We start from the raw sequence: 22,369 nt of genomic DNA on the forward strand, positions 1-22,369 counted from the left end.
ATGGACAAGCTGCTTTGGACACCAGACGAGATCGAGGCCGCGGCACTGATCCCGTACTCAGCCGAGACAATCCGCCGGCTCGTCCGCCGGGGCGAGATCGCTGCGCAGAAACATCCTGGGCGCCGGGTGCTGATTCATTACCGCGACCTCGAGGCCTATGCGGAGCGTTTCAGGGGCAGTCATAATGATGCGGTCGCGGGGCCGCATGCGTCAGATGGGGAGATCGACGTATGCCGCGAAAGGCAAAAGAGGGTATCTACGAACGGAAGGACTCGCCGTACTGGTGGGCGTCATACACCGACGGACGCGGCGAGAGAGTTAGGCGGTCTACTGGGGTTCCAGCGGGCGAGGTGAATCGGCAGGAGGCCGAGGCTCTGCTGGCGAAGTGGAAGGTAGCCGCACACCAAGAGCGCATGTGGGGCAGGGAGGAGTCTCGCCCCGAAGATCGGGTGACGTTCGATGATGTGATGCTGGCCTACATGAAGGGCCACCAGACGCGCGGAGCTTTCGACCGGCGCATCTCATCGCTCAAGCGGCTCTACCCGTTTTTCAGCGGCCGTCTCATGTCGGAGATCACCGATATGGACGTCAAGGAGTACATCCGCATGCGGTCGATCGACGTCAAGCCGGCAACGATCAATCGCGAGGTCGGGGCGTTCTCGGCGGGGTGCAACTACTGCAGGACCGAGCTGGGCTGGAAGATTCCGAACCCGTGTGAGGGCCGCAAGCTGAAGGAGCCCGAGGGCGTCGTGCGCTGGCTTGGTGAGGATGAAGCGGAACGACTGATCGAGGCGGCCGAGGGGCGCGAGCGTGCGCCCTGGCTGGCCGACTACATTCGGGTGTGCCTCTACACCGGCATGCGCAAGGGCGAGGTCACGGCGCTGACCTGGAACCGCGTCAGCCTGGAGCGACGACTGCTGGTGCTGGAGACCGGCACGACGAAGAGCGGCAAGCGCCGGTCTGTGCCGCTGCATGACGTCGCCGTCGCCGCGCTGAGGAGCCGGCTGGAGTGGCGCAACCGGCACTGCCCGGAGTCGCCCTGGGTGTTCTGCAACAAGCGCGGCGCGCGCGTGCAAGACATGAAGAAGGGTTTCGCCGCTGCACTGCGCGCCGCTGGCATCGAGAACTTCCGGCAGCATGATCAGCGCCACACCCTGGCGAGCTGGATGGTGATGTCGGGGACGGACCTGATGCGCGTGCGAGACATGCTCGGGCACTCATCGGTCGAGCAGACACAGCGGTATGCACACCTGCACCCTGACGTGCTGATCGAGGCGGTGAACAATCTGACTCCGGCACGAAATAGTCACGCGGAGAAATGGAGCAAGGGGAGGGAGATTCAGAACGGCGGGAAAGTCGTTCGTATTCACTGACTTAGATGGCGCGCCCTAAAGGATTCGAACCTTTGACCTTTGCCTCCGGAGGGCAACGCTCTATCCAGCTGAGCTAAGGGCGCGTAGTGCAGGTTGTCGCAAGCGGTGGCTTACCAAGCGCTTGGCCGTTCTGCGAACGGCGGGCAACGCTCCCCTCCGGCTGCGCCTTCGGGTCCGGTCCACTGCGCTGCATCGCAGTGGCCGCTTCGCCGGGCAAAAGCGAGCTTTTGCGTTTCCGGCTACGCCCAGCTGAGCTAAGGGCGCGTAGTGCAGGTTGTCACAAGGGGATGTTCGCCCGTTTGCGGCGCGGCCATCCTACCTGCTCGCCCGCGGGGTGTCCAGCCTCGGGCTTTCCCGCGCAGCAGAGCGGCCAAGCTCCGCTGCCTCTCCCTGCTCACCACGCGCTACGAGAAGTTAAAAGATTGTTACAATAGAAAACATTAATTGAACTTAGCCAGGGTTTCTGCCGATATAGCGCCTGAACACGCAAGCAACGAAAAAAAAGAGCGTCGCCCACTCGACGCCCCATCCGCCCAGCCTGGCGTGCAGGCAGCGGAGCCCCTATCCAAGGACCCCACCGCCATGTCTTTTCTCAAGCGCAGCGTCAAACTCAGGCTCGGCATGAGCTTGGGCCTGTGTATCGCCATGCTGATAGTCACTGGCCTTGTCGGGCTCTATGGCGCCAGCCAGGAGCGTGATCACGTCGAAGCCACCTATACCAACAACCTGCTGCCCATCACCACGCTGGGTCAGGTGCGTACCGGCATCCTGCTCAACCGTGGCCTAATCAGCGAAGCATTGACCTCGGGCCAGGACGCCGACCTGGCCGCCATCAGCCAGCAGATCAACGAGAACCGCCAGAGCATCAAGGAAAACTGGACCCGTTACGACCAGACGAGCGTGAAGGACGGTGCCGAAGCGGCAGCCGCCAAGGCCTTCCCGCAGAACCGCGCGACACTTGAGTCACAGCTCGACGGCGTGCTGCGCGATCTAAACGCCGGCAATCTCGCCAGCGCCACGGCAGCCATGAACGGCCCGGTGAAGCAGAGCTATACCGCTACCCTGGAGAATCTACAGCAAGCCATTGAGGCGAATATCGCCCAGGCCGAGGCCGGCTTCGCCTCTGCGGAGCAAAACTTCAGCGCCCTGCGTCTACTGATCATCGGCAGTATCGTGCTCGCCACGCTGCTGGCCAGTTTGCTCACGGTGTGGCTGATACGCGGCGTCATGGTCCCGCTGGGCAAGGCGCGGGAGCTGGCCACCGCACTCTCCGAAGGGCGTCTGGATACACATATCGACGTCACCTGTCAGGATGAGTTCGGCGACATGCTGCGCGACCTCACCACGATGCAGGAGCGGCTGACCCAGGTCGTCACCGCCGTGCGCCACAACGCCGAATCCGTACAGCAGGCAGCGGACGAGATCGCCCAGGGCACCGACGACCTCAACCGTCGTACCCAGGAGCAGGCCGCGAGTCTCGAGCAGACCGCCGCCTCGATGGACGAAATCACAGCCACCGTGCGCCACAACGCCGATAACTCCTCCCAGGCCGATTCGCTGGTCGACGAAGTCAGTCTGCGTGCCCAGCAGGGCGGTGTGGTGGCCAAGCAGGCGATGCAGGCAATGTCTGAGATCAATGAGTCCAGCCAGCGCATCTCCAGCATCGTCGGGCTGATCGACAACATTGCCTTCCAGACCAATCTGCTGGCACTCAACGCCTCGGTGGAGGCGGCACGTGCCGGCGAGCAGGGTCGAGGCTTCGCGGTGGTCGCCGGCGAGGTGCGCACCCTGGCCGGACGCAGTGCCGATGCCGCCAAGGAGATCAAGGATCTGGTGAAGGAGAGCGTGGAGAAGGTCGGCTCGGGCACGCGCCTGGTGGACGACGCCGGCAACGCGCTCAACGAGATCGTCGAGGGGGTCAAGCGGGTCAACGATTTGATGGGCGAGATCGCCGTGGCCAGCCGCGAGCAGTCCCAGGGTATCGATCAGGTCAACCAGGCGGTATCGCAGATGGATACCGCCACGCAGCAGAACGCCGGGCTGGTCGACCAGTCGAGCACCTCCAGCCGCCAGCTGCTGGCACACGCCCAGTCGCTGTCCGAAGAGATGGCCTTCTTCAAGGTGGCGGAAGACCGCGCTGGCTCAGCCAAGCGTCGCCCGCAGCCGTCGATGCCCGCCCCCCAGGCCCGGCTGGCGAGCGCCAAGCCCGGCAAGCCCAAGGCAGCCGCCCAGCCGCAGGAAGAGGAGTGGACGACCTTCTGAGCCCACTCGGCCGCCGGTTCGCATCGAGCCGGCGGCGCTAGCACCTCGATTCACCCGTTCGATCGTGACCCTGTTCGCTCGCGACAGTCTTAGGTTCTATGCGAGCTAGGCCTGGCCCATCCGCCAGGCTTTTTTGTGCTCGCGTTCCGCTATCGGCAGCGCGCGTCACCCGCTTGGCACCGCCCCCGATTCAGCCGTGGCTCAGTCCAGTCGTATCTCAGCCCAGCAGCGACCTCAGCCCGGCGATGGCACTCTGGCCGCGCTCCTGCTTGCGCTCCGGGTTCTCCTTGTCGGCGCGGCCTTCCCACTCCAGGTCATCCGCCGGCAGCTCGTCGAGGAAACGGCTCGGGGTGCAGTCGAGCAGCTCGCCGTAGGCCTTGCGCTGGCGGGCCAGGGTCAGCGTCAGCGTACGCCGGGCGCGGGTGATGCCGACATAGGCCAGGCGGCGCTCCTCTTCGATGGTGCCCGCCTCGATCGCGTTGCGGTGCGGCAGCAGCTCCTCCTCCAGCCCCATCAGATAGACATGCGGGAACTCGAGCCCCTTGGAAGCGTGCATGGTGAGCAGCTGCACGCGGTCGGAGTCGTCTTCCTCGGCCTGCTGCTCGAGGATGTCGCGCAGGACCAGGCGCGAGATCGCCGACTGCACGTCGTCGGTCTCTTCAGAGGCCTCGCCCTCCTCGTCATCGCGGTGCATCGACTTCTCGAGCTGGTCGATCAGCGTCCAGACGTTGGCCATGCGGCGCTCGGCGATGGTCGGCGCGCTGGCGTTCTGGTAGAGCCAGGCTTCGTAGTCCATGTCGCGGATCATCTCGCGAATCGCGGCGATGGCGTCCCCCTGGTCCATGCGCTTGCGCACACCATCGATGAAATGCGCGAAGCGCCCTAGCCTTTCGACGGCACGCGTCGGTAGCACCTGCTCCAGCCCTATTTCGCGGCAGGCCGAGAACATCGAGCGCTGACGTTCGCTCGCCTGACGTTCAATGACATAGTTGGCGAGTTTTTCCAGCGTGCCGGGGCCGATCTCCCGGCGCGGCACGTTGACGATACGCAGGAAGGCGTTGTCGTCGTCCGGGTTGATCAGCAGACGCAGGTAGGCCATCGCGTCCTTGATCTCGTTGCGCGAGAAGAACGAGGTGCCGCCGGAGAGCTTGTAGGGGATCTGGTGGTGCTGCAGCTTGAGCTCCAACAGCCGCGCCTGGAAGTTGCCACGGTAGAGCACGGCGAAGTCGCGCCACTCGGCGCGCTCCTTGATCCGGCGGGTGAGAATCTCGGTGGCCACGCGCTCGGCCTCGGCCTCTTCGTGGCGATTGACGATCACGCGGATCGCGTCGCCCTGGCCCATGTCCGACCAAAGCGTCTTGTCGTAGACGTGGGGGTTGTTGGCGATCAGGGTGTTGGCGGCACGCAGGATGGTCGCGGTGGAGCGGTAGTTCTGCTCCAGCTTGATCACGTTCAGGCGCGGAAAGTCCTCGCCCAGGGTGACCAGGTTCTCCGGGCGGGCGCCACGCCAGGCATAGATCGACTGGTCGTCGTCGCCGACCACGGTAAAGGTGGCGCGCTCGTCCATCAGCATCTTCACCAACTGGTACTGGCTGACGTTGGTGTCCTGGTACTCGTCCACCAGCATGTAGTGGATACGCTTGCGCCAGCGCGCCAGGGTCTCGGGGTCGCTCGACAGCAGCACCACCGGCAGCATGATCAGATCGTCGAAGTCGACCGCGTTGTAGGCCTTGAGATGGCGGTTGTAGGCCTCGTAGACCCGCGCGGCGTACTGTTCGTCCTCGTCCGCGGCGTGGGAGATCGCGTGCCCCGGCAGCACCAGGTCGTTCTTCCACTGGGAGATCTGACTCTGCACCGCGCCGATCTGCTCGGCGTCGGTATCGGCCTCCTTCTGCATCAGGTCGCGCAGCAGCGCCTTGGCATCCTCAGGGTCGAACAGCGAGAAGCCCGGGCGGAAACCCAGCGCCTTGAGCTCGCGACGGATGATGTTGAGCCCCAGGTTGTGGAAGGTGGAAACGGTCAGCCCGTGCCCCTCGCGCCCCTTGAGCATCTGCCCCACGCGCTCCTTCATCTCGCGGGCCGCCTTGTTGGTGAAGGTGACCGCGGCGATCTTGCGCGCGCTCATCCCACACTCCTGGACCAGATAGGCGATCTTGGTGGTGATCACGCTGGTCTTGCCCGAACCGGCCCCGGCCAGGACCAGACAGGGGCCATCGATATAGCGCACCGCTTCCTGCTGGCGCGGGTTGAGCTTGGCGAGGCGTTGGCGAATATCGGACATGGGGGCAGAATCGCTGAGGTAGGAACGGTGAGATCAGAACGCTGACAGTGAGAACAACAGACGGGGAATGATACACCTCATGCAGATCATCCGAGACGATTTACGCGGCCCCGAGATCGCTGCGCTACTCGAAGCCCATCTGGCCGACTTTGCGCCCCACTCCCCGCCGGAGAGCTGTCACGCGCTGGATCTCGCGGCGCTGCGCCACCCGGACGTGCACTTCTATACCGCCTGGGAAGATGGCGAACTGCTCGGCTGCGGCGCTTTCAAGCGCCTCGATGACGAACACGCCGAACTCAAGTCGATGCGCACCGACTCGCGCCATCTGCGCCGAGGCGTGGCCCGGGCGCTGCTCACCCGGCTGATGGCGGAAGCCCGAGCGGCGGGATTCGAGCGCCTGAGCCTGGAGACCGGCTCGGTAGCGCACTTCGCGCCCGCCCGACACTTCTACGCGGCTGCGGGGTTCGCCGAGTGCGGGCCCTTCGGCGATTACGTCGAAGACCCCTACAGCGTGTTCATGACCCGGCGGCTGTAAAACCGCCGGGCCACACCGCGCTCAGACATCCACCGCGCCGGCGAAATCGAGCTGGCGCCACGCCTCGTAGACGATCAGTGCGCAGGCGTTGGAGAGGTTCAGGCTACGGCTGTCGGCCAGCATGGGAATGCGCAGACGCTGCGCCGGCGGCAGGGCATCCAGCATCTCCTGGGGCAGGCCGCGGGTCTCGGGACCGAAAACCAGCGCATCGCCTTCGCGATAGTGGATATGGTGGTAGCCGTGGCGACCGCGGGTCGAGACCGCGAAGACCCGCTCCGGGCCGACGGTTTCGAGAAACGCCGCCCAGTTGGCGTGCACCTGGACCCGCGCCCACTCGTGATAGTCGAGCCCGGCGCGGCGCAGCCGCTTGTCCTCCAGCTCGAAAGCCATCGGCTCGATCAGGTGCAGCCGGAAGCCGGTATTGGCGCAGAGCCGGATGACATTACCGGTATTGGGCGGAATCTCGGGTTCGAACAGGACGATATCGAGCATGGCGGCAGCCTCGCGGTGAGGGGCGTTAGGCTTGGTACGAAAACCACTCGTACGAAACCTGGGTGCTGTCTGAAAGTCGACGAGCGAAGGCCAGGCAAGGCAAAAATCGGCGAAGACGCGGAGTTTACGGGGTGTAAATGAGCATTTTGAGCCGATTTTTAACGCCGCATGGGCGAGCGCAGTACTTTTCAGACAGTGCCCAGCGCATGATACGCCATCGGCGCCCACATGGGGCGCCGATGGCGGGGCCAGTTAGCGTGGCCAGTCACACAGGCTGGGTATCGCCGGCCTGATGGCGGATGCGCGGCATCAGAAGCCGACGCTGACGCCCAGCACCGGCCCGCTGTCCAGGGTGTGGCCGTCGTCGTTGTCGAAGTCGGTGCGCATATAGCGGTAGCCGCCGTAGAGGTAGGTGTGCGAGATGATGTTCACCCGCGCCTGGGCACCATACTCGTAGCTCTTGTCGATATCGCCGTGGGCCAGGCCCTTGGGCGTGTAGAAGCCGTAGGCACCCACCGAGGTGAGCGGAATCGGGGTGTCGACGAAGGCCGAACCGCCCAGACCCAGGCCGCCACCGTTGCCGTAGTGGGTGTCCTGGTACTGATAGCGCCCACCCACCGAGAGATCGACGCCCGGCAGCCACGGCGTGAACATCAGCGAGCCGGAGTACGCCTTGGCGTTGTGGCCGCTGTCATCGGTATTGAGATAGCCCACCCCGGCACGCAGGCTGGGCAGAATGGTCTGGCTGGCCTCGACCCCGAAGGAGTCCTTGCCGCCGTTGGCGGATACGCTCAGCGCCATCGCCTGCTGACTGGCGAAAACGAAAGTGGCGGTAGCGAGGGCGAAGCCCAAAGGTTTGAAATGGCTGCGCTTGATCATGTCACGTCTCCAGAAAGTCGCGCCGAAACGCGTTGGCCTTGCGGCTTAAGCGTGACATAATCCGACAAATTATCAAACGGTGTTTTTTAAACCGTTTGTAATCCCCCAGCGCCCTACCCGAGCCGCCGGGGGAGCGGGTCGGCCGATGCGTCAAAACCCAGCGTGAAAGCCCAGCGCGACCGGATCACGCCGTCGTGCTGACGCCGTAGCGATCGCGGTAGGCGCGGATCGCCTCGGCGTGGCGGCTGAAGTCGTCGGGTTCGCCGGCACCGGGCTCGCGCGCTTCGAGATAGGCGAGCATCTGGTCGAGATTGACGATGCTGATCACCGGCATGGCGTAGGTCGCTTCGACCTCCTGGATGGCGCTGTGCGGCTTGAGGCCATCGCCATCCTGGCCGCGCTCCTGGCGGTCCAGCGCGATCACCACGCCAGCGGCCTGCGCGCCGGCGGTCTCGATCAGCTGCATGACTTCGCGAATGGCGGTGCCGGCGGTGATGACATCGTCGACGATCAGCACTCGGCCGCGCAGGTCGGCGCCGACGATGTTGCCGCCCTCGCCGTGGTCCTTGGCTTCCTTGCGGTTGAAAGCAAAGGGGATATCACGGTCGTGATGGTCGGCCAGGGCAATGGCTGCGCTCGCCGCCAGCGAGATACCCTTGTAAGCTGGACCAAACAGTACATCTGTCTCGATCCCGCTGTCGGCGATGGCGCTGGCGTAGAAACGCCCCAGCCTGGCCAGGGCGCGGCCGGAGCGAAACAGGCCGGCGTTGAAGAAATAGGGGCTGACCCGACCGGACTTGAGCGTGAACTCACCGAACCGCAACGCCCCTTCGGCGATGGCAAATTCGATGAACTCCCGTTGATATGGTTGGATCTCCGCGCTCACTCGAGCCCCCCTGTGTCAGTCTCGGCCGTTGTCTTGTGTCGCTTGCGCCCCCATTTAAGGCGCTTCGCTTTTACCTAAATCTCGCAAGCTCGGGTATCATACACGCGCGACGAAGAAGGAACACGGTATGAAAATCGCCAGCATCAATGTCAACGGGATCCGTGACGCCGTCGAACGAGGCTTTCTCGATTGGCTGGCCGAGCAGGATGCCGATGTCGTCTGCGTGCAGAACCTGAAGGCCAAGAGCTTCGAGCTGGACGACAGCATCCTCTATCCGGAGGGTTACGAAGGCTACTTCCTGGACGCCGAGCAGGACGGCTTCTCCGGCGTCGGGCTCTATTGTCGCAAGATCCCCAAGGCGATCATGTATGGCCTGGGCTTCGAGCAGTGCGATCACGAAGGGCGCTTTCTGCAGGCGGACTACGACCGCTTCAGCATCGCCACCTTCCTGATGCCGGATGGCCAGGACCCGGCCGCCAAGCAGACGTTCATGACCCAGTACCTCGAGTATCTGAACAAGATGGCGCGCAAGCGGCGCGAGTACATCATCTGCGGCACCTGGCACATCGCGCACAAGACGCTCGACCTGGCCAACTGGACCGACAACCAGACGACCCCGGGCTTCAAGCCGGAAGAGCGGGCGTGGATGGATCAGGTCTTCGGCCCCACTGGGTTCATCGACACCTTCCGCGAGGTCAACCGCGACGCCAACCAGTACACCTGGTGGCCCAAGCTCGACCAGGAAGTGCCGCGTGCCCGCCAGGAAGGCTGGCGTCTCGACTATCAGGTGGTCGGCCCCAACTTCCGCCGCCACGTGAAGGACGCCTGGATCGATACCGACGCCACCTTCAGCGAGTTCGCCCCGCTGATCGTGGAGTACGATCTCGAGCTCTGATGTAGAAGATCGATCTCGGCCGTTGGTCTCGACGCGTAGACGCCCCGCCAATGCGGGGCGTCTTGCGTTGGGTGGGATGGCGGTCGGCGTGACCGCTGCTACCTAGCCGCGTTGCCAGGGCCAGTTGGTCTTGACCAGATCGATCACCTCGTCACCCCGGCCACTCATGATCGCGCGCAGGGTATAGAGGCTGAAGCCCTTGGCCTGCTCGGCCTGGATACGCGGCGGAATCGACAGCTCCTGCTTGGCCGTGTGCACGTCGATCAGCGCCGGCCCCGGATGCTCGAATGCCGCCGTCAGCGCCACGTCGAGCTGCTCGGAGGAGTCTACCCGCTGGCTGAACAGGCCCAGCGATGCGGCCACCTCGGCGAAGTTCGCCGGCGACAGATCGGTCACCTCGTCGACGAAGCCCGCCGCCTTCATCTCCATCGCCACGAACCCCAAGGTCTGGTTGTTGTAGACCACGATCTTCACCGGCAGCTGCTGCTCGACCAGGGTGATCAGATCGCCCAGCAGCATGCTGATGCCGCCGTCGCCGGCCAGCGCCACCACCTGGCGCTCGGGAAAGGCCGCCTGCCACCCCATCGCCTGCGGCGTCGCAGTCGCCATCGAGCCGTGCATGAACGAGCCGGTCAGGCGCCGCTGGCCGTTCATCGCCAGATAGCGCGCCGCCCACACCGTCGGCGTGCCCACGTCGCAGGTGAATACCGTATCCGCGGCGGCGAGTTCGCTGATTCTTGCGGTCAAATACTGCGGATGCAGCGGCTCGCCCTCGGCGCGCGGCGTAGCCAACTCGTCGAGCCCCTGGCGCGCCTTGCGGTAGTGCGCCTGGGTCTCCTCGAGGAAACTGCGATCGGGCTGTTCGGCCAGCCGCGGCAGCAGTGCCTCCAGCGTGGCGCCGATATCCCCGACGAGCCCCTGAAGAAGCGAGCAGCGCCGCCCGAGATGCGCGCCGCGCTCATCGATCTGAACGATATTGCCGTGTTCGGGGAAGAAGTCGCGATACGGGAAGTTGGTCCCCAGCATCAGCAGGAAGTCGCACTTCTTGAGGGCCTGATAGCCGGAGCTGAAGCCGATCAGCCCGGTCATGCCGACATCGAAAGGGTTGTCGTACTCCAGCGACTGCTTGCCGCGCAGCGCGTGGATCACCGGCGCCTTGAGCCGCTCGGCCAGCGCGACTACCTGGGCATGATGACCATGGCAGCCATAGCCGCCGAGAATCGCGATACGCGAATGGCCGGCGAGCTGCTCGGCCAGCGTATCCAGCGCCGCCGCAGGCGGCACCGTCACGCCGCGTACCGGGGCATTCCAGCTCGCCTGCTTGACCGGTGCGGGCTTGAGCGCGACATCCCCCGGCACCACGATCACCGCCACCCGGCGCTGGGTCAGCGCGGTGTTCATGGCGGTCTCTAGCACCTGCGGCATCTGCTCGGGAGAAGAGACCAGCTCGCAGTAGTCGCTGCACTCGCGGAACAGATTCTCGGGGTGAGTCTCCTGGAAATAGCCCAGGCCGATCTCGCTGGAGGGAATCTGCGCCGCGATCGCCAGCATCGGCACGCCGGCACGCTGGGCCTCGTAGAGGCCGTTGATCAGGTGCAGGTTGCCCGGCCCGCAGGAGCCGGCACACACGCTCAGCGACTGGGTGGCATCGGCCTCGGCGCTGGCGGCCAGCGCCGCGACCTCTTCGTGGCGCACGCCACGCCAGCGAATCCGGTCCTGACGCCGCAGACTCTCGGTGAGGCCGTTGAGGGAATCCCCCGGCAGGCCCCAGATATGACGCACGCCGGCACGGGCGAGGGTATCGACGATCAGATCCGCAATGGTGAACTCGGCCACGCTGCTCTCCTGGCGATAGTGGCCGCGCCGGCGCAGCGCCTGGCTCGGCCCGGTGACTGATGATGACGACTAGCACTTTAGTCTAGTCGACGCCATCCGCCATGCGAGCCGGGCCAGGTAGGGAAGCGCGGTCGCCCGCTCAGCGGCGCACGCCGAGCACCTCACGCTGCTTTTCGAACAGGGTCTGACAACCGTTCTCGGCGAGATCGAGCATGGCGTTGAGTTCGGCGCGGGAGAACGCCTCGGCCTCGGCGGTGCCCTGCACCTCGATCAGCTTGCCGTCTTCGGTCATCACCACGTTCATGTCGGTATCGGCGGCACTGTCCTCGGGGTAGTCCAGATCGAGCACCGGGGTGTTCTTGTAGACCCCGACCGAGATCGAGCTGACCAGTTGGCGAAAGGGATCGGACTTGATCAGCTTCTTGCGCTGCATGTGCTGCAGCGCCTCGACCAGCGCCACACAGGCGCCAGTGATCGAGGCGGTACGCGTGCCGCCGTCGGCCTGGAGCACGTCGCAGTCGACGGTGATGGTGAACTCACCCAGCTTCTTCAGATCCACCGCGGCACGCAGGCTGCGGCCGATCAGACGCTGAATCTCCAGCGTGCGACCGCCCTGCTTGCCACGCGCCGCTTCACGCCCGCCGCGGGTGTGGGTGGCGCGCGGCAGCATGCCGTACTCGGCGGTGACCCAGCCCTGGTTCTTGCCGCGCAGCCAGCGCGGCACGCCGGCCTCGACGCTGGCGTTGCAGAGCACCTGGGTGTCACCGAAGCTCACCAGCACCGAGCCCTCGGCGTGGCGGGTGAAACCGCGGGTCAGCGTGACCTCGCGGGGCTGGTCGGGGCGTCGTCCACTCGGGCGCATGAAAGCCTCATCGAAAACCTGTGAATTGAGACGCCGCATTCTACCCGACTGCGCGATGAATTCCCCGCCGGCTCGGGTGCGTATCCCCCGACGGCGATGGGTTACACTCGATGCCAAACGCGTGCGACGCACGCCAAACGCCGCCAAGGATTTCCCATGCCGCACAGCATGACCGCCTTCTCCCGCCAGACCCATGAAGCCGAATGGGGCAGCCTGCAGCTGGAGCTGCGCTCGGTGAACCAGCGCTATCTGGAGCCGCACTTTCGCCTCGCCGATGCGCTGCGCGATCTCGAACCCGCCTACCGCGATGCCCTGCGCCAGCGGCTCTCGCGCGGCAAGGTGGAGTGCGCGCTGCGCTTCGAACCGGCGGAGGGCGGCGCCACCCCGGAGATCAACACCACCCAGCTGGCGGCGCTGACCCAGGCACTCGAACAGGTACGCCGCACGCTGCCGGAAGCGCCGATGCCCAATGCCCTCGAACTGCTCGCCCACCCCGGCGTGATGGCCAGCCAGCGCCTCGACCTGGATGCGGTCAAGGCCGCCGCTCTGGCCCTGTTCGAGACAGCGCTGAGCGATCTGGAACAAGGCCGCGCCCGCGAGGGCGAGCGTCTGGCGGCGCTGATCCGCGAGCGCCTGGACGGCGTACGCGAGCAGATAGCCAACGTGCGTGCCCACCTGCCAACGATGCTCGAACGCCAGCGCGCCCTGCTGCTCGAACGCCTGGAAAGCGCCCGCGCCGAACTCGACCCGCAGCGGCTGGAAGCGGAGATGGTGCTGGTAGCGCAGAAGGCCGACGTCGCCGAAGAGCTCGACCGTCTGGAGACCCATGTCGGCGAGGTCGAGCGCCAGCTCAAGCAAAAGGGCCCCATCGGCCGGCGGCTGGACTTTCTGATGCAGGAGCTCAACCGCGAAGCCAACACCCTCTCTTCCAAGGCGGTGGTGGCCGAAACCACCCGCTGCGCGGTGGAGCTTAAGGTGTTGATCGAACAGATGCGCGAGCAGATTCAGAATATCGAGTAGCATCCATCAAAGACCATCAAACACCATTAAGCTACTGTTTTTCAAAGAAACAAAGGCATAACAAGTCCACAAAGGTCCACCAAACTCCCCGGAAATCCACACCATGCCGGGGAGTAAATCGGGGAGAAAAAGCATTGCCTCTCCTTCCTCCGACACATACCCTTACGGATACTCCCCAGCCATGTCGATCCGAGTGCATGACTGAGAGTAAAGGGGGGATGCCCGCTGGCACTCTAATGCCGTTGCAAAAAGGCCCAATGGGCGCCAGTGACGAGCTCATATGACATTAAGCCGCCTATCTAGTCCGAGCAGCTGGTAGACGGTCGTTTGTTTTATTTTTCCCGCGGGGGACGAGAGGAAATAATGGGAAGCCTTACCGCCAAGAAGAGCCAGTCGCTGATCAAGGAGGGTAAAGCAGGGCGCTACAGCGACGGCAACGGCCTATACCTGATGATACCGAGGAAAGGAACTCCTTACTGGATGTTGCGATACACGCTGTTTGGCAAGCGGCGTGAAATGACGCTGGGCAAACATGCCCACCTCTCTCTCGCCGAAGCTCGGACGAAAGCGGTTGAAAACCAGAAATCTATCCGCGAAGGCCTTGACCCCATCGAGGAACGCAAACGCGATAGCCAAGCCTTGATCAGGACAGTGGAGGACCTGTTTGCAGACTGGTACCCGGAGCTAGAGAGAAGACTCAAGCACCCAGCTATTCCAAAGCGGATATACAAAAAAGAAGTGGCACCCCTCATCGGGGGTAGATCGCTGGATGCCGTCACCCCAATTGATATCCGCGAAATAATTAGAAGGGTAACAAAAAGCGGAAGGCCGACAATAGCTAATGACACACTGATGTATCTTAAACAGATGTTCAACCACGCCATAAAGCTGGGAATTTTAACTTACAACCCAGCATCAGCCTTCAACGTCAACGACGCAGGCGGCATTGAGAAAAGCCGCGATAGGGTTTTAAGCCTCGATGAGATTCGGAACGTCTTCCAAACCTTCAGAGACAATAGCGACAGCTTCAGCCGCGACAACTACCTCGCCTGCGCGCTACTGCTCGTCCTAGGGGTACGTAAGACCGAACTGACCGAAGCCCTGTGGTCAGAATTCGATCTGAAGAACGGCCGGTGGAACCTGAGCGGTGAGCGCAGCAAGACAGGTGCCGGGATCATCATTCCCCTCCCCCCGCAAACCATCGGCTGGCTGGAAGAGCTCAAGATCCGTGCCTGCGGCTCGGACTATGTCTTTCCTAATCGCCGCAGCAGTAAGCGGGCCCACATGGGCAAAGACACACTGAATCGTGCCATTGCCAAGCTATTCGGCAAGGAGCCTGGCAAGAAGCCGCAACCAGAGAACCGGATGGGTGATATCACCGAGTTTACTGTGCATGATCTGCGCCGCACCTGCCGCAGCTTACTCGCTGCGGTTGGTGTACCGGGGCATGTCGCGGAGCGTTGCTTGAATCACAAGCTCAAGGGCGTCGAAGGCATCTACGACCGTTACGACTACTTTGACGAGCGAAAAGAAGCGATTAGCAAGGTCGCAGACCTTCTTGGGCCTGCAATCAACCCGCCCTAACTCACAACGTAAATTTCTACACATCAACAACATCTCATGAGCCAATTTGGAGAAAGCGCCATGAGACTAATCAAGCTTAAAGATGTCACCAGCCTTACAGGTCTTGCACGCTCCACCATTTACAAATACATTTCCGAAGAAAGATTCCCAAAACCAGTATCCTTGGGGGAAAGAAATGTCGCCTGGGTAGAGGAAGAAATTCAGGACTGGATCCTAGAAAAAATAGCCGAAAGAGACCTTGCATAAACAGGGTAAAAAACCACGCTCGTCACTCCACTTAGCCGCAACATTCCCGCCGAATAAAAAAATACCGCCCCACCAGCCGACACAGCTTCCTGCGTAGGAAGCTGTGTCGGCATTATCATGTTATTTTTTCAAAGGAACCCCCTCTCAGCGAAGGACACCACCTCCTCACTGCCGACCACTAGGTGTGTAAATCCACCAGGTTTTCATCAGGCATCAAGCCGCCATGACCATGGCCATGCGGCGATCAAACTCCTCGTAAAAGGCCTCAACGCGCTCGGCGATGGTGCAGATCAGCGCCTCGTCCCGATAGGCGCGCTTCACGAAGAGCGGCATCCCCGGCCAGTAGCTGACGAAGTCGATCCACTCCCGATCGCTGACCCACAGACCGCCCTGGCACTGGGCTACGTGCTCCTGTGGAAGCTCGTCGGCCAGCAGCAGCTCGATCTGGTACTTGGGCAGCTTGGTTTTGATCTCAACCAGGCCGTTGGTGTCCACCAGGCAGTCCGGTGAATAGCCCACCCCGTGATTGAGGATGATGCCGACCTTCTCCAGTCGGGGCAGGCCGGTGGCCTCGTGATAGAGCTCTCGGGCCACGGGTTCCAGCTCATGGCCGCGCTGGGTGTGTGCGTTGCCCTGGAAGGTGTCGGAGAGCTCGCCGGTGATGCGTTCGCCGATCAGCTGGTGCATGTAGCTCATCGCACCGGCACCGAAGCCTCCCGGCCCCTTGCCCTTGACCAGCAGGGTCTTCAGCTCGGACATGGTGACGATGCCCAGACGGGCGGTATGCCACTCGGGCGTGCCCTGTTCCAGTGTCAGGATCTGCATGACGTTCTCCTTCTCGGTGACACGGCATAAACCGGCGAGGGGAATCCAGTCCCCTCACCGGCCGGTCAGTGATGTCGATGGTTAGGCTGCGCCCGCTTCTGCAGGGAGGCACGCAGCCGGTCGAAGTCGCCCCTGGGCACCTGCTCGGCGTCGCTGTACTTGCCGACGAACCATTCCTGAGTCGCTGGGGGACAGGCGGCGATCAGATGCCGGATCTGTCCGGCCTGGAAGGGGGTGACCAGCTTGACCGGGGCGGCGGCGTGACCGTTGTCGTCCTGGCCACGAGTCGTGATGTTGAGCAGTGCACAGAGCACGTAGCGCTTGCCGTAGCTGGTAGAGGAGCCGAAGGCCTGGACGGCGTTCTTGCTGCCGCTGGTATCGGCCGGCAGCAGCATGCTGGTCTCTTCACGATGGCCGTCCCGATGCATCAGCACGCCGGTCACCTGGATGCCGCGTTCCTGGGTCTGAATCCGGAAGCTCACCGCGAAGCCGTGCTTCTTCATGATCGGGCGCACGGTATCGACGATGTCCTCCAGGGTGGCGTAGTGACCGTTATTGGTCTTGCCGCGCTCAGCGATGCTTGGCAGTTCGGTCTGCATGGCCGCCATCGCGGCGCTATAGGCCATCAGCGCCTGGCGGTCGAGCACCCGCTCCTGCATTTGCAGCAGGCGCTCCATCTTGTCGATATCGACCTCGGGGTTGAGGGCTGCCCGCTCGATCACCTGGATGATCGCGGTGCTGTCCTGGGTGGCCTGTGCGATCGGTGCCTGGTTGGCGGTCTTGGGATGAATGGGGGTTGCCATGATGGCCTCCGTTATCGATAGCGTTGGATGACGTCAGGGAGCTCCTCGGTCGGGACCGGCTCCAGGGACAGGGCCACGCGATAGACCTGGCCCTTGGCCAGCACGTGGGTCTCGGTCGCGTGCTCGCCGGCCTCCAGCAACTGACGCGTCAGCTGGGTCAGGGCATGGCAGATCTCGAATGTCATGGACGGTTGCATCAGTACCTCCAGAAACAGCATCGCCCGGCCTTGAGGGGCCGGGCGCTATGCTGTGGTAGGGGAAAGACGGGGGTGGGAGAACGCAGGACGCCGTTCAGGACACCAACGCAAGGGCGGACTCCAGCGCCTTGTCCTTGAGGCCGGCGCCCTGGCCGAACCAGGCGGAGTCCATGCGGTAGTCGTTGCTGCGAGCACGCTTCTCGTGATCCACGTACTCGGTGACCGCATTGAGCAGCCCCCAGGCGGAGCCTTGCGCCGTACACAGCTGAGAACCACGTCCTTCGCCCTGGTAGAGTTTCTGGACGCGATTGAGGGCGCGAACGTTCGGCAGCTTGGACGGATCCTCCAGCGGCGCCTCGGCGTTGCAGATCACCGACTGGAAGTAGGTCCTCGCTTCTTCCTGGCTGACCTTGCGCTCGGCCAGGGTTTTCAGGCGATACATGAAGTCGTCCCACTGGGACACGGAGATCCCCAGTTGCTGCTTGACCAGCTGCGGACGGAACTCGGTGCTGTGGGGCACCTTCACCCCCTGGGAGGTACCATCCACCGCGATGGTCAGGGTGTTGTTGCAGACCACCCGGACCGAGGTCGGCGTCGCCACCGTGGCCAGTGAGCCATCGCAAGACGTGGCCAGCAGCAGGTAGTCGTTGACCTGGTCCTGGCCCTTCAAGGCTCCGCCCAGGCCGCTACGGGCCAGTGCCCAGAACTTGCGGCCACCCTTGAGCACCCCGGCGGTCTCCAATTCGTACCCCGCGTATTCCGTGAGGTCCCGGTAGAACTCCAGGACCTCCTCCGGTTGCACCACTTTGTAGCGCTGGGAGACCACCGATAGCGGAGACCGGGTATCGGAGCGATAGAGGACCTTCTGCTCGGGGAAGGAATGGATGCTGCCCAGGTGGCCGGCACCATCAGTGATGAAACGTACCGGCGATTCCTCGATGTGCCAGTCCATGCCGGCTTGCTGCCGCCAGATCTCCAGCGGTTGATGACGCGACAGCTGCTGGCCCAGGCCGTGCCAGGGGGTATCGCCGACGTAGGCCATTTGTTCGATCAGATGTGTCATAGGGAAAGCTCCTTGGATGTCGAGCACGGCATAACGGCCCGCTCTCCTAGGAGCTGGCCGACCGTGAGCAAGTAGAGAGAGAAACGTGGGGGCATCGCCGAGCAGCGATGGCCTCGTGAGACAGACCGTCAGGGGTCAATCGACATGGGGACGAAAGGTATGGCCGCAGGCCCGGCACTCGAGATTGTCGAGCACTTGGCTATCCAGCTCGCTGCCCAGGCGAGCGCCGGCGACGCCGCCTGCGGTGCCACCAACCAGCCCACCGAATACAGCTCCAGCGATGCTGCCGACGGCGATCCCTACAGGACCGCCTACTGCGCCAACCAACGCGCCGGCCTCGGCGCCACTCCAGGCGCCGGCTGCTCCACTAGCGGTGCCGGCCACGGCACCCGTGGCGCCACCTACCTTCCGACCATGATGGCGCGATATGACCCGAGACGCGCCGCAGCTGGGACATGAGATCGGCATTGCACTGCCTCCTAAGCAGGGAAAGAGCGGGAATCAAAGCCATCCATCGATGACTTCAAGGAGGTAGTACAGGGCTGAAAATCGGTTGAATCGACAACTAGGTAAGATCGTGCGTCGCATACCCGATGAATCGTTGAACTATACGTCAGCAACGTTAAAAGGCCGGGTTTTCCGGCCTCCGCCGGCTTCCTGATCACGTTTCAGAACATCCATCCGATGTGTTCAAGTATGACGAGTCGGGACAACGTAATGTTTTACAGCGCTGTGAGATGGGATGCAGCGAAACCGTGACGTTAGAACGTCGCGGCGTCTTGTACAGATCGATACCGGAATTTCCCGAGAAAGTGAGTGACACCTCATTCGCCAGGAAACTGGGGCGATTGGAATGTCCAAATATAGGCGTTCCCTGGGGTTCCGACATGCGTCACTGACGGGTAAGTATTATAGGGATATTTACTAGACACCTAACAGGGTCTACAGGGATAGGTTACTAGGTCATGATGGGCTCACTTGTGAAAGCCCATCCAGGATAGTGAGTGATCATCCAAGGAGTGGTCCCACACAGACCACTCCCTATGGAATCATCATCCAAAAAGACCGTCTAGGGATTGACCTGACAGGCGTCTGGAGAACGCCTGATATGAAGCTCAGATGATCGTCATCATCATGTCCAGGTCAATGCCTACCGTTCCCTATCATCCCTCTATCGATCGACAAGACCATCGCTGCGGAATCCATTATCATTCCCACAGCGAGGTATCTCCTCATGTTTCAACATCACCCCCTTCGTCATCCGCTCAACGACAAGCTGCGTCTTCACTACACAGAAACCTATCGCGGCTTTGACGTCCAGCATTGGACAGATGGCCCCTTGGTCGAGAACTACCTGGATCGAGTCTTGCACACGCTCGATGCCGTGACATGGATCAATCATTCCACCTTCGCCTTTCGTGTGGATCTCCACTTTCCGAGTGAGATGCCACGACTGCCCATGCATGAGACCAACGACGTGCTGGCACAGTTCTTCACCAATTTCCGCAACGAGCTCAAGCAGAGGAAAACCAAGTACCCTACCCAGCTCCACAATCTGTGGGCACGCGAGCAGGCCAACAGCGACAAGCCGCACTACCACCTGATGCTCATGCTCAACAGGAACGCCTACGACAGCCTGGGGACATTCGGTCCAGATGGGTTCGGGGTCTACTCATTCAATAACCTCTACCACCGCATGATGCGTTCCTGGCTGAAGGCAATGGGGTTCGCCCAAGACGATCCCCGTTTCCATCAGCTGATCCATATCTGCAAAAACCCGGTCACCCAAGCTCCTTGGTCTTGCGTCCTGCATCGGGATGACTGGGTGGCCATGAATGAAGCGGTGTACATGGCTAGCTACCTGTGCAAGGCCTACAGCAAGCCGTTCGGCCAGAGGGCTCACGTCTTCGACGGTAGTCGCCTTCAACAGCAGTCACCTTTGATCACTGAGTGACATGGTATGGGTCCGTCTTCGGCGGACCCGTCCTGCCTCTCTCAACAAGGTGCCTGACGATGTTTTCGACTTCGATGTTTCCTTCCCTCTCGTTCCCTCACAACACGAGTGACAGCCAAGAAGAATCGTCATCCCACGATCCCTGGGGCGATCGTCGTCTCGCCAGGATGGAACGCAAGGAACCTACCCGTCGACTGCTACGTGACGTCATGACCTTGCGCCGGATTCGTGGCATGAGCCAGTCAGCGCTAGCAACTGAGCTAGGGGTCAGCGTGCGGACCCTGCAGGAGTGGGAGCAGGGTCGACGACTGCCCTCTGGGGTCGGCCATGCCCTGCTCAGACAGTGGGTAGAGATCCACCAAAGCGATGGAGTTCGAGACATTAAAATGGATTACCGAACAAAATGAGCGCCGAAGAATGCCTATTTTAATATTTTTTGCGTTTTATAAGTCACAATGTCTAACCCAATATCAGTTTTCACGCTCTAGGTAGTCCATTGCTACTGCTGGCGAGAGGCATCGCATGAGGCACGCCAGCGCCCATAGGGGCCACGCCTTTCGAGAGGGACAAGCTGAATCCCGAACGTCGCAAGCAAGGCCCTGCTCTGCTTGAACTTGGCGGCCAACCCTCGGGACGTGACAGGCCAGGAACCTGAAGGATCAGGCTCAGGGCGATACCCATCTAGCAGCACGAGCCAATCCTTGACCGTGGCCTCTATCTGTCCATCATCCGATGCATCGATAATCTCCTTCACGGCCATCGCGACAGAATTCTCCTCCAGCTCATAATCGCGACGACTTTGCTGGTTAGCATCGAATTGCTGCCAGAATTCGGCATTGTCTCGACCCAGCGCATCAGCCACCAACACCCCTATCCGGCATAAGTCTCGCAAACCACCATAGCGGTCGAATTGTCGATCATTTTCAACATGGCACCAGAACTGATTAACATAACCAAATATTTGGAGAAGGCCATGGATGATGGTCCTCTCCTCCATGCTGCGATCCTTCACAGAATTTTGAGGGTTGCCCCCTGCTAAATCATCCAACTCTATACTCAAGGTAGCGTCGGATAGCGGTGCATAGGTCACCACACTCTCGCTACTGTTCAGCATGACCGCACAACGGACGGAGAGGTCTACCCCAGAACGCTTAGTTTTCGTGCGCCACTCGACTGCCTTCCCCTGCATGATCGAAAACAAGTTTTTCTGTTGTGTTTCGTACAGTGAATCCACTTGATGAAAACTCAGCAGATAATGGCACTGAGCCCGAACGTCCAACTGCTTTATCGTCTTGGGAAACTCACTTTCGAGAAGAATGCTAGCCGGATCTATGATGTTCTTTATCATTTTCTGCGAGAAGATTAACTCAGGATTAGATTCACCCAGAAGCTCAAGCAATACGGGCGAACTATCTGAGCGCCAAGCCATGATCATCCAGGCGATTACCAGCAGGTCACTATCTTTTGGAAGCGAAGTAAAATCGAACAATATAGATACCGATTGAGGGAAAACATTCCCAACATTATCGGGCACCCCAACCCTCAAACTTTCGCGAGGCATGACATGGGGAATACCTGTCAAAATCTCATAGCTCGACAGACCCGGCGAGAAAACCAAGCAGTGTTCTCCAAGCACCAGCGCGCGCCGACCGCTGTTGAATTCGATGCCCGCACGGCCATAAACCGGCAACACAGATTGAGGGGTAGAACCATCAACAAAATTTCTGATGGCAGACTTTATAACACCGTAGGAGACATCCTGGTGACTGCCAGAGGATGCTCGCCAATATGCCCCCTTTACTCGCCCAAGGATCGCTGGGTCCATATACGGCAAGGTCTCGCCTGTAGCCTTATCGGTCAGAAGGGGGCTTCTCGACTCATTATTAGTGATATAGAACTGTCCTTGCAGCATGGACATGACATCGGCTACTTGTCTATCATGACGAGACTGCTTTGGCACTTGTCGCGCCCCAACAGGCGCTGCCGGCCAAGAAGGCCAAGAGCTATTGAGCGTCGCTTGGAGATCGGGGTCACGAAAGAGAGACTTCACAGTGGCCGGTGGCTCATCATCGTGTGATGCATTGGGAAATGAGAAGCTGGGTCCTGTATCACGTGTTGGCGAAGTCTCTTCGACATCATCAATCTCACCAGAAACCACCTTCCGAGCTTGCTCACGCCAATGCTCACTCAGGCCAAACCTTTGCCGCCGGTGCTCAGTATTGCCTCCCTCGTGTCCCACCGAGTGAGACTCGTGGTTATCCTGGCCATGATCCGTCATTCCCCACCTCCTGCCTTTTCGCCATCGAATACCACGCAAAGCCTATCACACGTTCCTCTGACATCAGTTCTTCCAGCTCCCCTTGTTAGCGGTGATAC

21 protein-coding genes, 1 tRNA gene and 2 pseudogenes are annotated in these 22,369 nt (G+C 61.6%); 11 read left to right on the plus strand and 13 right to left on the minus strand.

Going from position 1 to position 22,369, the window contains the following annotated elements; genetic code table 11:
* The 3 genes and pseudogenes from QO259_RS20380 to QO259_RS17370 all read left to right on the plus strand — a co-directional run.
* Positions 1-156 (plus strand): annotated as a pseudogene (locus QO259_RS20380) (helix-turn-helix domain-containing protein); the annotation flags it as partial.
* 74 nt (positions 157-230) lie between these two features.
* Positions 231-395, plus strand: a pseudogene (locus QO259_RS20385) (hypothetical protein); the annotation flags it as partial.
* A gap of 54 nt (positions 396-449) precedes the next feature.
* On the plus strand, positions 450-1,373 hold the full coding sequence (locus QO259_RS17370; RefSeq protein ID WP_285950939.1) for a tyrosine-type recombinase/integrase: 924 nt from the start codon (positions 450-452) through the stop codon (positions 1,371-1,373).
* Between the two features lie 6 nt (positions 1,374-1,379).
* On the opposite strand, the gene QO259_RS17375 is transcribed toward QO259_RS17370, so the two are convergent.
* A tRNA-Arg gene (locus QO259_RS17375) sits at positions 1,380-1,456 on the minus strand.
* 499 nt (positions 1,457-1,955) lie between these two features.
* Here QO259_RS17375 and QO259_RS17380 point away from each other — a divergent pair.
* Positions 1,956-3,635, plus strand: coding sequence for a methyl-accepting chemotaxis protein (locus QO259_RS17380; RefSeq protein ID WP_285950940.1), 1,680 nt, complete (start codon positions 1,956-1,958; stop codon positions 3,633-3,635).
* 217 nt (positions 3,636-3,852) lie between these two features.
* On the opposite strand, the gene rep is transcribed toward QO259_RS17380, so the two are convergent.
* Complete coding sequence (gene rep / locus QO259_RS17385; protein ID WP_285950941.1) at positions 3,853-5,916, minus strand: DNA helicase Rep; 2,064 nt, start codon at positions 5,914-5,916, stop codon at positions 3,853-3,855.
* A gap of 79 nt (positions 5,917-5,995) precedes the next feature.
* On the opposite strand from rep, the gene QO259_RS17390 reads away from it, so the two are divergent.
* Positions 5,996-6,451: a GNAT family N-acetyltransferase gene (locus QO259_RS17390; RefSeq protein ID WP_285950942.1), complete on the plus strand. Its 456-nt coding sequence runs from the start codon at positions 5,996-5,998 to the stop codon at positions 6,449-6,451.
* A 21-nt stretch (positions 6,452-6,472) separates the two neighbouring features.
* On the opposite strand, the gene trmL is transcribed toward QO259_RS17390, so the two are convergent.
* The 3 genes from trmL to pyrE form a co-directional block, all read right to left on the minus strand.
* On the minus strand, positions 6,473-6,943 hold the full coding sequence (gene trmL, locus QO259_RS17395) for a tRNA (uridine(34)/cytosine(34)/5-carboxymethylaminomethyluridine(34)-2'-O)-methyltransferase TrmL (protein ID WP_285950943.1): 471 nt from the start codon (positions 6,941-6,943) through the stop codon (positions 6,473-6,475).
* 309 nt (positions 6,944-7,252) lie between these two features.
* On the minus strand, positions 7,253-7,822 hold the full coding sequence (locus tag QO259_RS17400) for a YfaZ family outer membrane protein (protein ID WP_035470217.1): 570 nt from the start codon (positions 7,820-7,822) through the stop codon (positions 7,253-7,255).
* A gap of 184 nt (positions 7,823-8,006) precedes the next feature.
* A complete protein-coding gene (gene pyrE, locus QO259_RS17405) occupies positions 8,007-8,708 on the minus strand; it encodes an orotate phosphoribosyltransferase (protein WP_285950944.1) in 702 nt (233 codons plus the stop codon).
* A 127-nt stretch (positions 8,709-8,835) separates the two neighbouring features.
* Between pyrE and QO259_RS17410 the strand changes: the two genes are divergently transcribed.
* The gene (locus tag QO259_RS17410; RefSeq protein ID WP_035470213.1) at positions 8,836-9,603 is read left to right on the plus strand and encodes an exodeoxyribonuclease III; all 768 of its coding nucleotides are present in this window, start codon (positions 8,836-8,838) and stop codon (positions 9,601-9,603) included.
* 102 nt (positions 9,604-9,705) lie between these two features.
* On the opposite strand, the gene poxB is transcribed toward QO259_RS17410, so the two are convergent.
* Entirely contained in the window at positions 9,706-11,439 is a 1,734-nt protein-coding gene (poxB, locus tag QO259_RS17415) for a ubiquinone-dependent pyruvate dehydrogenase (RefSeq protein WP_285950945.1), read from the minus strand.
* Between the two features lie 139 nt (positions 11,440-11,578).
* Entirely contained in the window at positions 11,579-12,301 is a 723-nt protein-coding gene (gene rph, locus QO259_RS17420; RefSeq protein ID WP_285950946.1) for a ribonuclease PH, read from the minus strand.
* A 156-nt stretch (positions 12,302-12,457) separates the two neighbouring features.
* Between rph and QO259_RS17425 the strand changes: the two genes are divergently transcribed.
* Entirely contained in the window at positions 12,458-13,321 is an 864-nt protein-coding gene (locus QO259_RS17425; protein ID WP_207036830.1) for a YicC/YloC family endoribonuclease, read from the plus strand.
* A 6-nt stretch (positions 13,322-13,327) separates the two neighbouring features.
* On the opposite strand, the gene QO259_RS17430 is transcribed toward QO259_RS17425, so the two are convergent.
* Complete coding sequence (locus QO259_RS17430; RefSeq protein WP_285950947.1) at positions 13,328-13,456, minus strand: hypothetical protein; 129 nt, start codon at positions 13,454-13,456, stop codon at positions 13,328-13,330.
* Positions 13,457-13,684: 228 nt separating this feature from the next.
* Between QO259_RS17430 and QO259_RS17435 the strand changes: the two genes are divergently transcribed.
* Both QO259_RS17435 and QO259_RS17440 read left to right on the plus strand, forming a co-directional pair.
* Positions 13,685-14,905 (plus strand): tyrosine-type recombinase/integrase, encoded by a 1,221-nt coding sequence (locus QO259_RS17435; RefSeq protein ID WP_285950948.1) that lies wholly within the window; start codon positions 13,685-13,687, stop codon positions 14,903-14,905.
* A 60-nt stretch (positions 14,906-14,965) separates the two neighbouring features.
* Positions 14,966-15,151 (plus strand): helix-turn-helix transcriptional regulator, encoded by a 186-nt coding sequence (locus tag QO259_RS17440; RefSeq protein WP_035414227.1) that lies wholly within the window; start codon positions 14,966-14,968, stop codon positions 15,149-15,151.
* Between the two features lie 213 nt (positions 15,152-15,364).
* On the opposite strand, the gene QO259_RS17445 is transcribed toward QO259_RS17440, so the two are convergent.
* The 4 genes from QO259_RS17445 to QO259_RS17460 form a co-directional block, all read right to left on the minus strand.
* Positions 15,365-15,976, minus strand: a complete 612-nt coding sequence (locus tag QO259_RS17445; RefSeq protein ID WP_285950949.1) for a lambda exonuclease family protein — start codon at positions 15,974-15,976, stop codon at positions 15,365-15,367.
* A 65-nt stretch (positions 15,977-16,041) separates the two neighbouring features.
* Complete coding sequence (locus QO259_RS17450; protein WP_285950950.1) at positions 16,042-16,779, minus strand: ERF family protein; 738 nt, start codon at positions 16,777-16,779, stop codon at positions 16,042-16,044.
* Between the two features lie 11 nt (positions 16,780-16,790).
* Entirely contained in the window at positions 16,791-16,976 is a 186-nt protein-coding gene (locus QO259_RS17455; protein ID WP_285950951.1) for a hypothetical protein, read from the minus strand.
* A 94-nt stretch (positions 16,977-17,070) separates the two neighbouring features.
* Complete coding sequence (locus QO259_RS17460; protein WP_285950952.1) at positions 17,071-18,039, minus strand: DUF932 domain-containing protein; 969 nt, start codon at positions 18,037-18,039, stop codon at positions 17,071-17,073.
* Positions 18,040-19,273: 1,234 nt separating this feature from the next.
* Here QO259_RS17460 and QO259_RS17465 point away from each other — a divergent pair.
* Positions 19,274-19,993: a YagK/YfjJ domain-containing protein gene (locus QO259_RS17465; protein WP_285950953.1), complete on the plus strand. Its 720-nt coding sequence runs from the start codon at positions 19,274-19,276 to the stop codon at positions 19,991-19,993.
* Positions 19,994-20,202: 209 nt separating this feature from the next.
* A complete protein-coding gene (locus tag QO259_RS17470; RefSeq protein WP_285952791.1) occupies positions 20,203-20,400 on the plus strand; it encodes a helix-turn-helix domain-containing protein in 198 nt (65 codons plus the stop codon).
* A gap of 92 nt (positions 20,401-20,492) precedes the next feature.
* Here QO259_RS17470 and QO259_RS17475 read toward each other — a convergent pair whose 3' ends face one another.
* Positions 20,493-21,911: a hypothetical protein gene (locus QO259_RS17475; RefSeq protein WP_285950954.1), complete on the minus strand. Its 1,419-nt coding sequence runs from the start codon at positions 21,909-21,911 to the stop codon at positions 20,493-20,495.
* Positions 21,912-22,369 lie beyond the last annotated feature (458 nt).

This window comes from Salinicola sp. JS01, from assembly GCF_030284585.1.
Classification (GTDB): domain Bacteria; phylum Pseudomonadota; class Gammaproteobacteria; order Pseudomonadales; family Halomonadaceae; genus Salinicola.

Excerpts from the sequence above, each read along its gene's own strand:
- QO259_RS17380 (WP_285950940.1), top strand. The coding sequence starts at position 1,956 with ATGTCTTTTCTCAAGCGCAGCGTCAAACTCAGGCTCGGCATGAGCTTG.
- rep (WP_285950941.1), bottom strand. The coding sequence starts at position 5,916 with ATGTCCGATATTCGCCAACGCCTCGCCAAGCTCAACCCGCGCCAGCAG.
- QO259_RS17390 (WP_285950942.1), top strand. The coding sequence starts at position 5,996 with ATGCAGATCATCCGAGACGATTTACGCGGCCCCGAGATCGCTGCGCTA.
- trmL (WP_285950943.1), bottom strand. The coding sequence starts at position 6,943 with ATGCTCGATATCGTCCTGTTCGAACCCGAGATTCCGCCCAATACCGGT.
- QO259_RS17400 (WP_035470217.1), bottom strand. The coding sequence starts at position 7,822 with ATGATCAAGCGCAGCCATTTCAAACCTTTGGGCTTCGCCCTCGCTACC.
- QO259_RS17410 (WP_035470213.1), top strand. The coding sequence starts at position 8,836 with ATGAAAATCGCCAGCATCAATGTCAACGGGATCCGTGACGCCGTCGAA.
- rph (WP_285950946.1), bottom strand. The coding sequence starts at position 12,301 with ATGCGCCCGAGTGGACGACGCCCCGACCAGCCCCGCGAGGTCACGCTG.
- QO259_RS17425 (WP_207036830.1), top strand. The coding sequence starts at position 12,458 with ATGCCGCACAGCATGACCGCCTTCTCCCGCCAGACCCATGAAGCCGAA.
- QO259_RS17430 (WP_285950947.1), bottom strand. The coding sequence starts at position 13,456 with ATGCTTTTTCTCCCCGATTTACTCCCCGGCATGGTGTGGATTTCCGGG.
- QO259_RS17435 (WP_285950948.1), top strand. The coding sequence starts at position 13,685 with ATGGGAAGCCTTACCGCCAAGAAGAGCCAGTCGCTGATCAAGGAGGGT.
- QO259_RS17440 (WP_035414227.1), top strand. The coding sequence starts at position 14,966 with ATGAGACTAATCAAGCTTAAAGATGTCACCAGCCTTACAGGTCTTGCA.
- QO259_RS17445 (WP_285950949.1), bottom strand. The coding sequence starts at position 15,976 with ATGCAGATCCTGACACTGGAACAGGGCACGCCCGAGTGGCATACCGCC.
- QO259_RS17450 (WP_285950950.1), bottom strand. The coding sequence starts at position 16,779 with ATGGCAACCCCCATTCATCCCAAGACCGCCAACCAGGCACCGATCGCA.
- QO259_RS17455 (WP_285950951.1), bottom strand. The coding sequence starts at position 16,976 with ATGCAACCGTCCATGACATTCGAGATCTGCCATGCCCTGACCCAGCTG.
- QO259_RS17460 (WP_285950952.1), bottom strand. The coding sequence starts at position 18,039 with ATGACACATCTGATCGAACAAATGGCCTACGTCGGCGATACCCCCTGG.
- QO259_RS17465 (WP_285950953.1), top strand. The coding sequence starts at position 19,274 with ATGTTTCAACATCACCCCCTTCGTCATCCGCTCAACGACAAGCTGCGT.
- QO259_RS17470 (WP_285952791.1), top strand. The coding sequence starts at position 20,203 with ATGACCTTGCGCCGGATTCGTGGCATGAGCCAGTCAGCGCTAGCAACT.
- QO259_RS17475 (WP_285950954.1), bottom strand. The coding sequence starts at position 21,911 with ATGTCCATGCTGCAAGGACAGTTCTATATCACTAATAATGAGTCGAGA.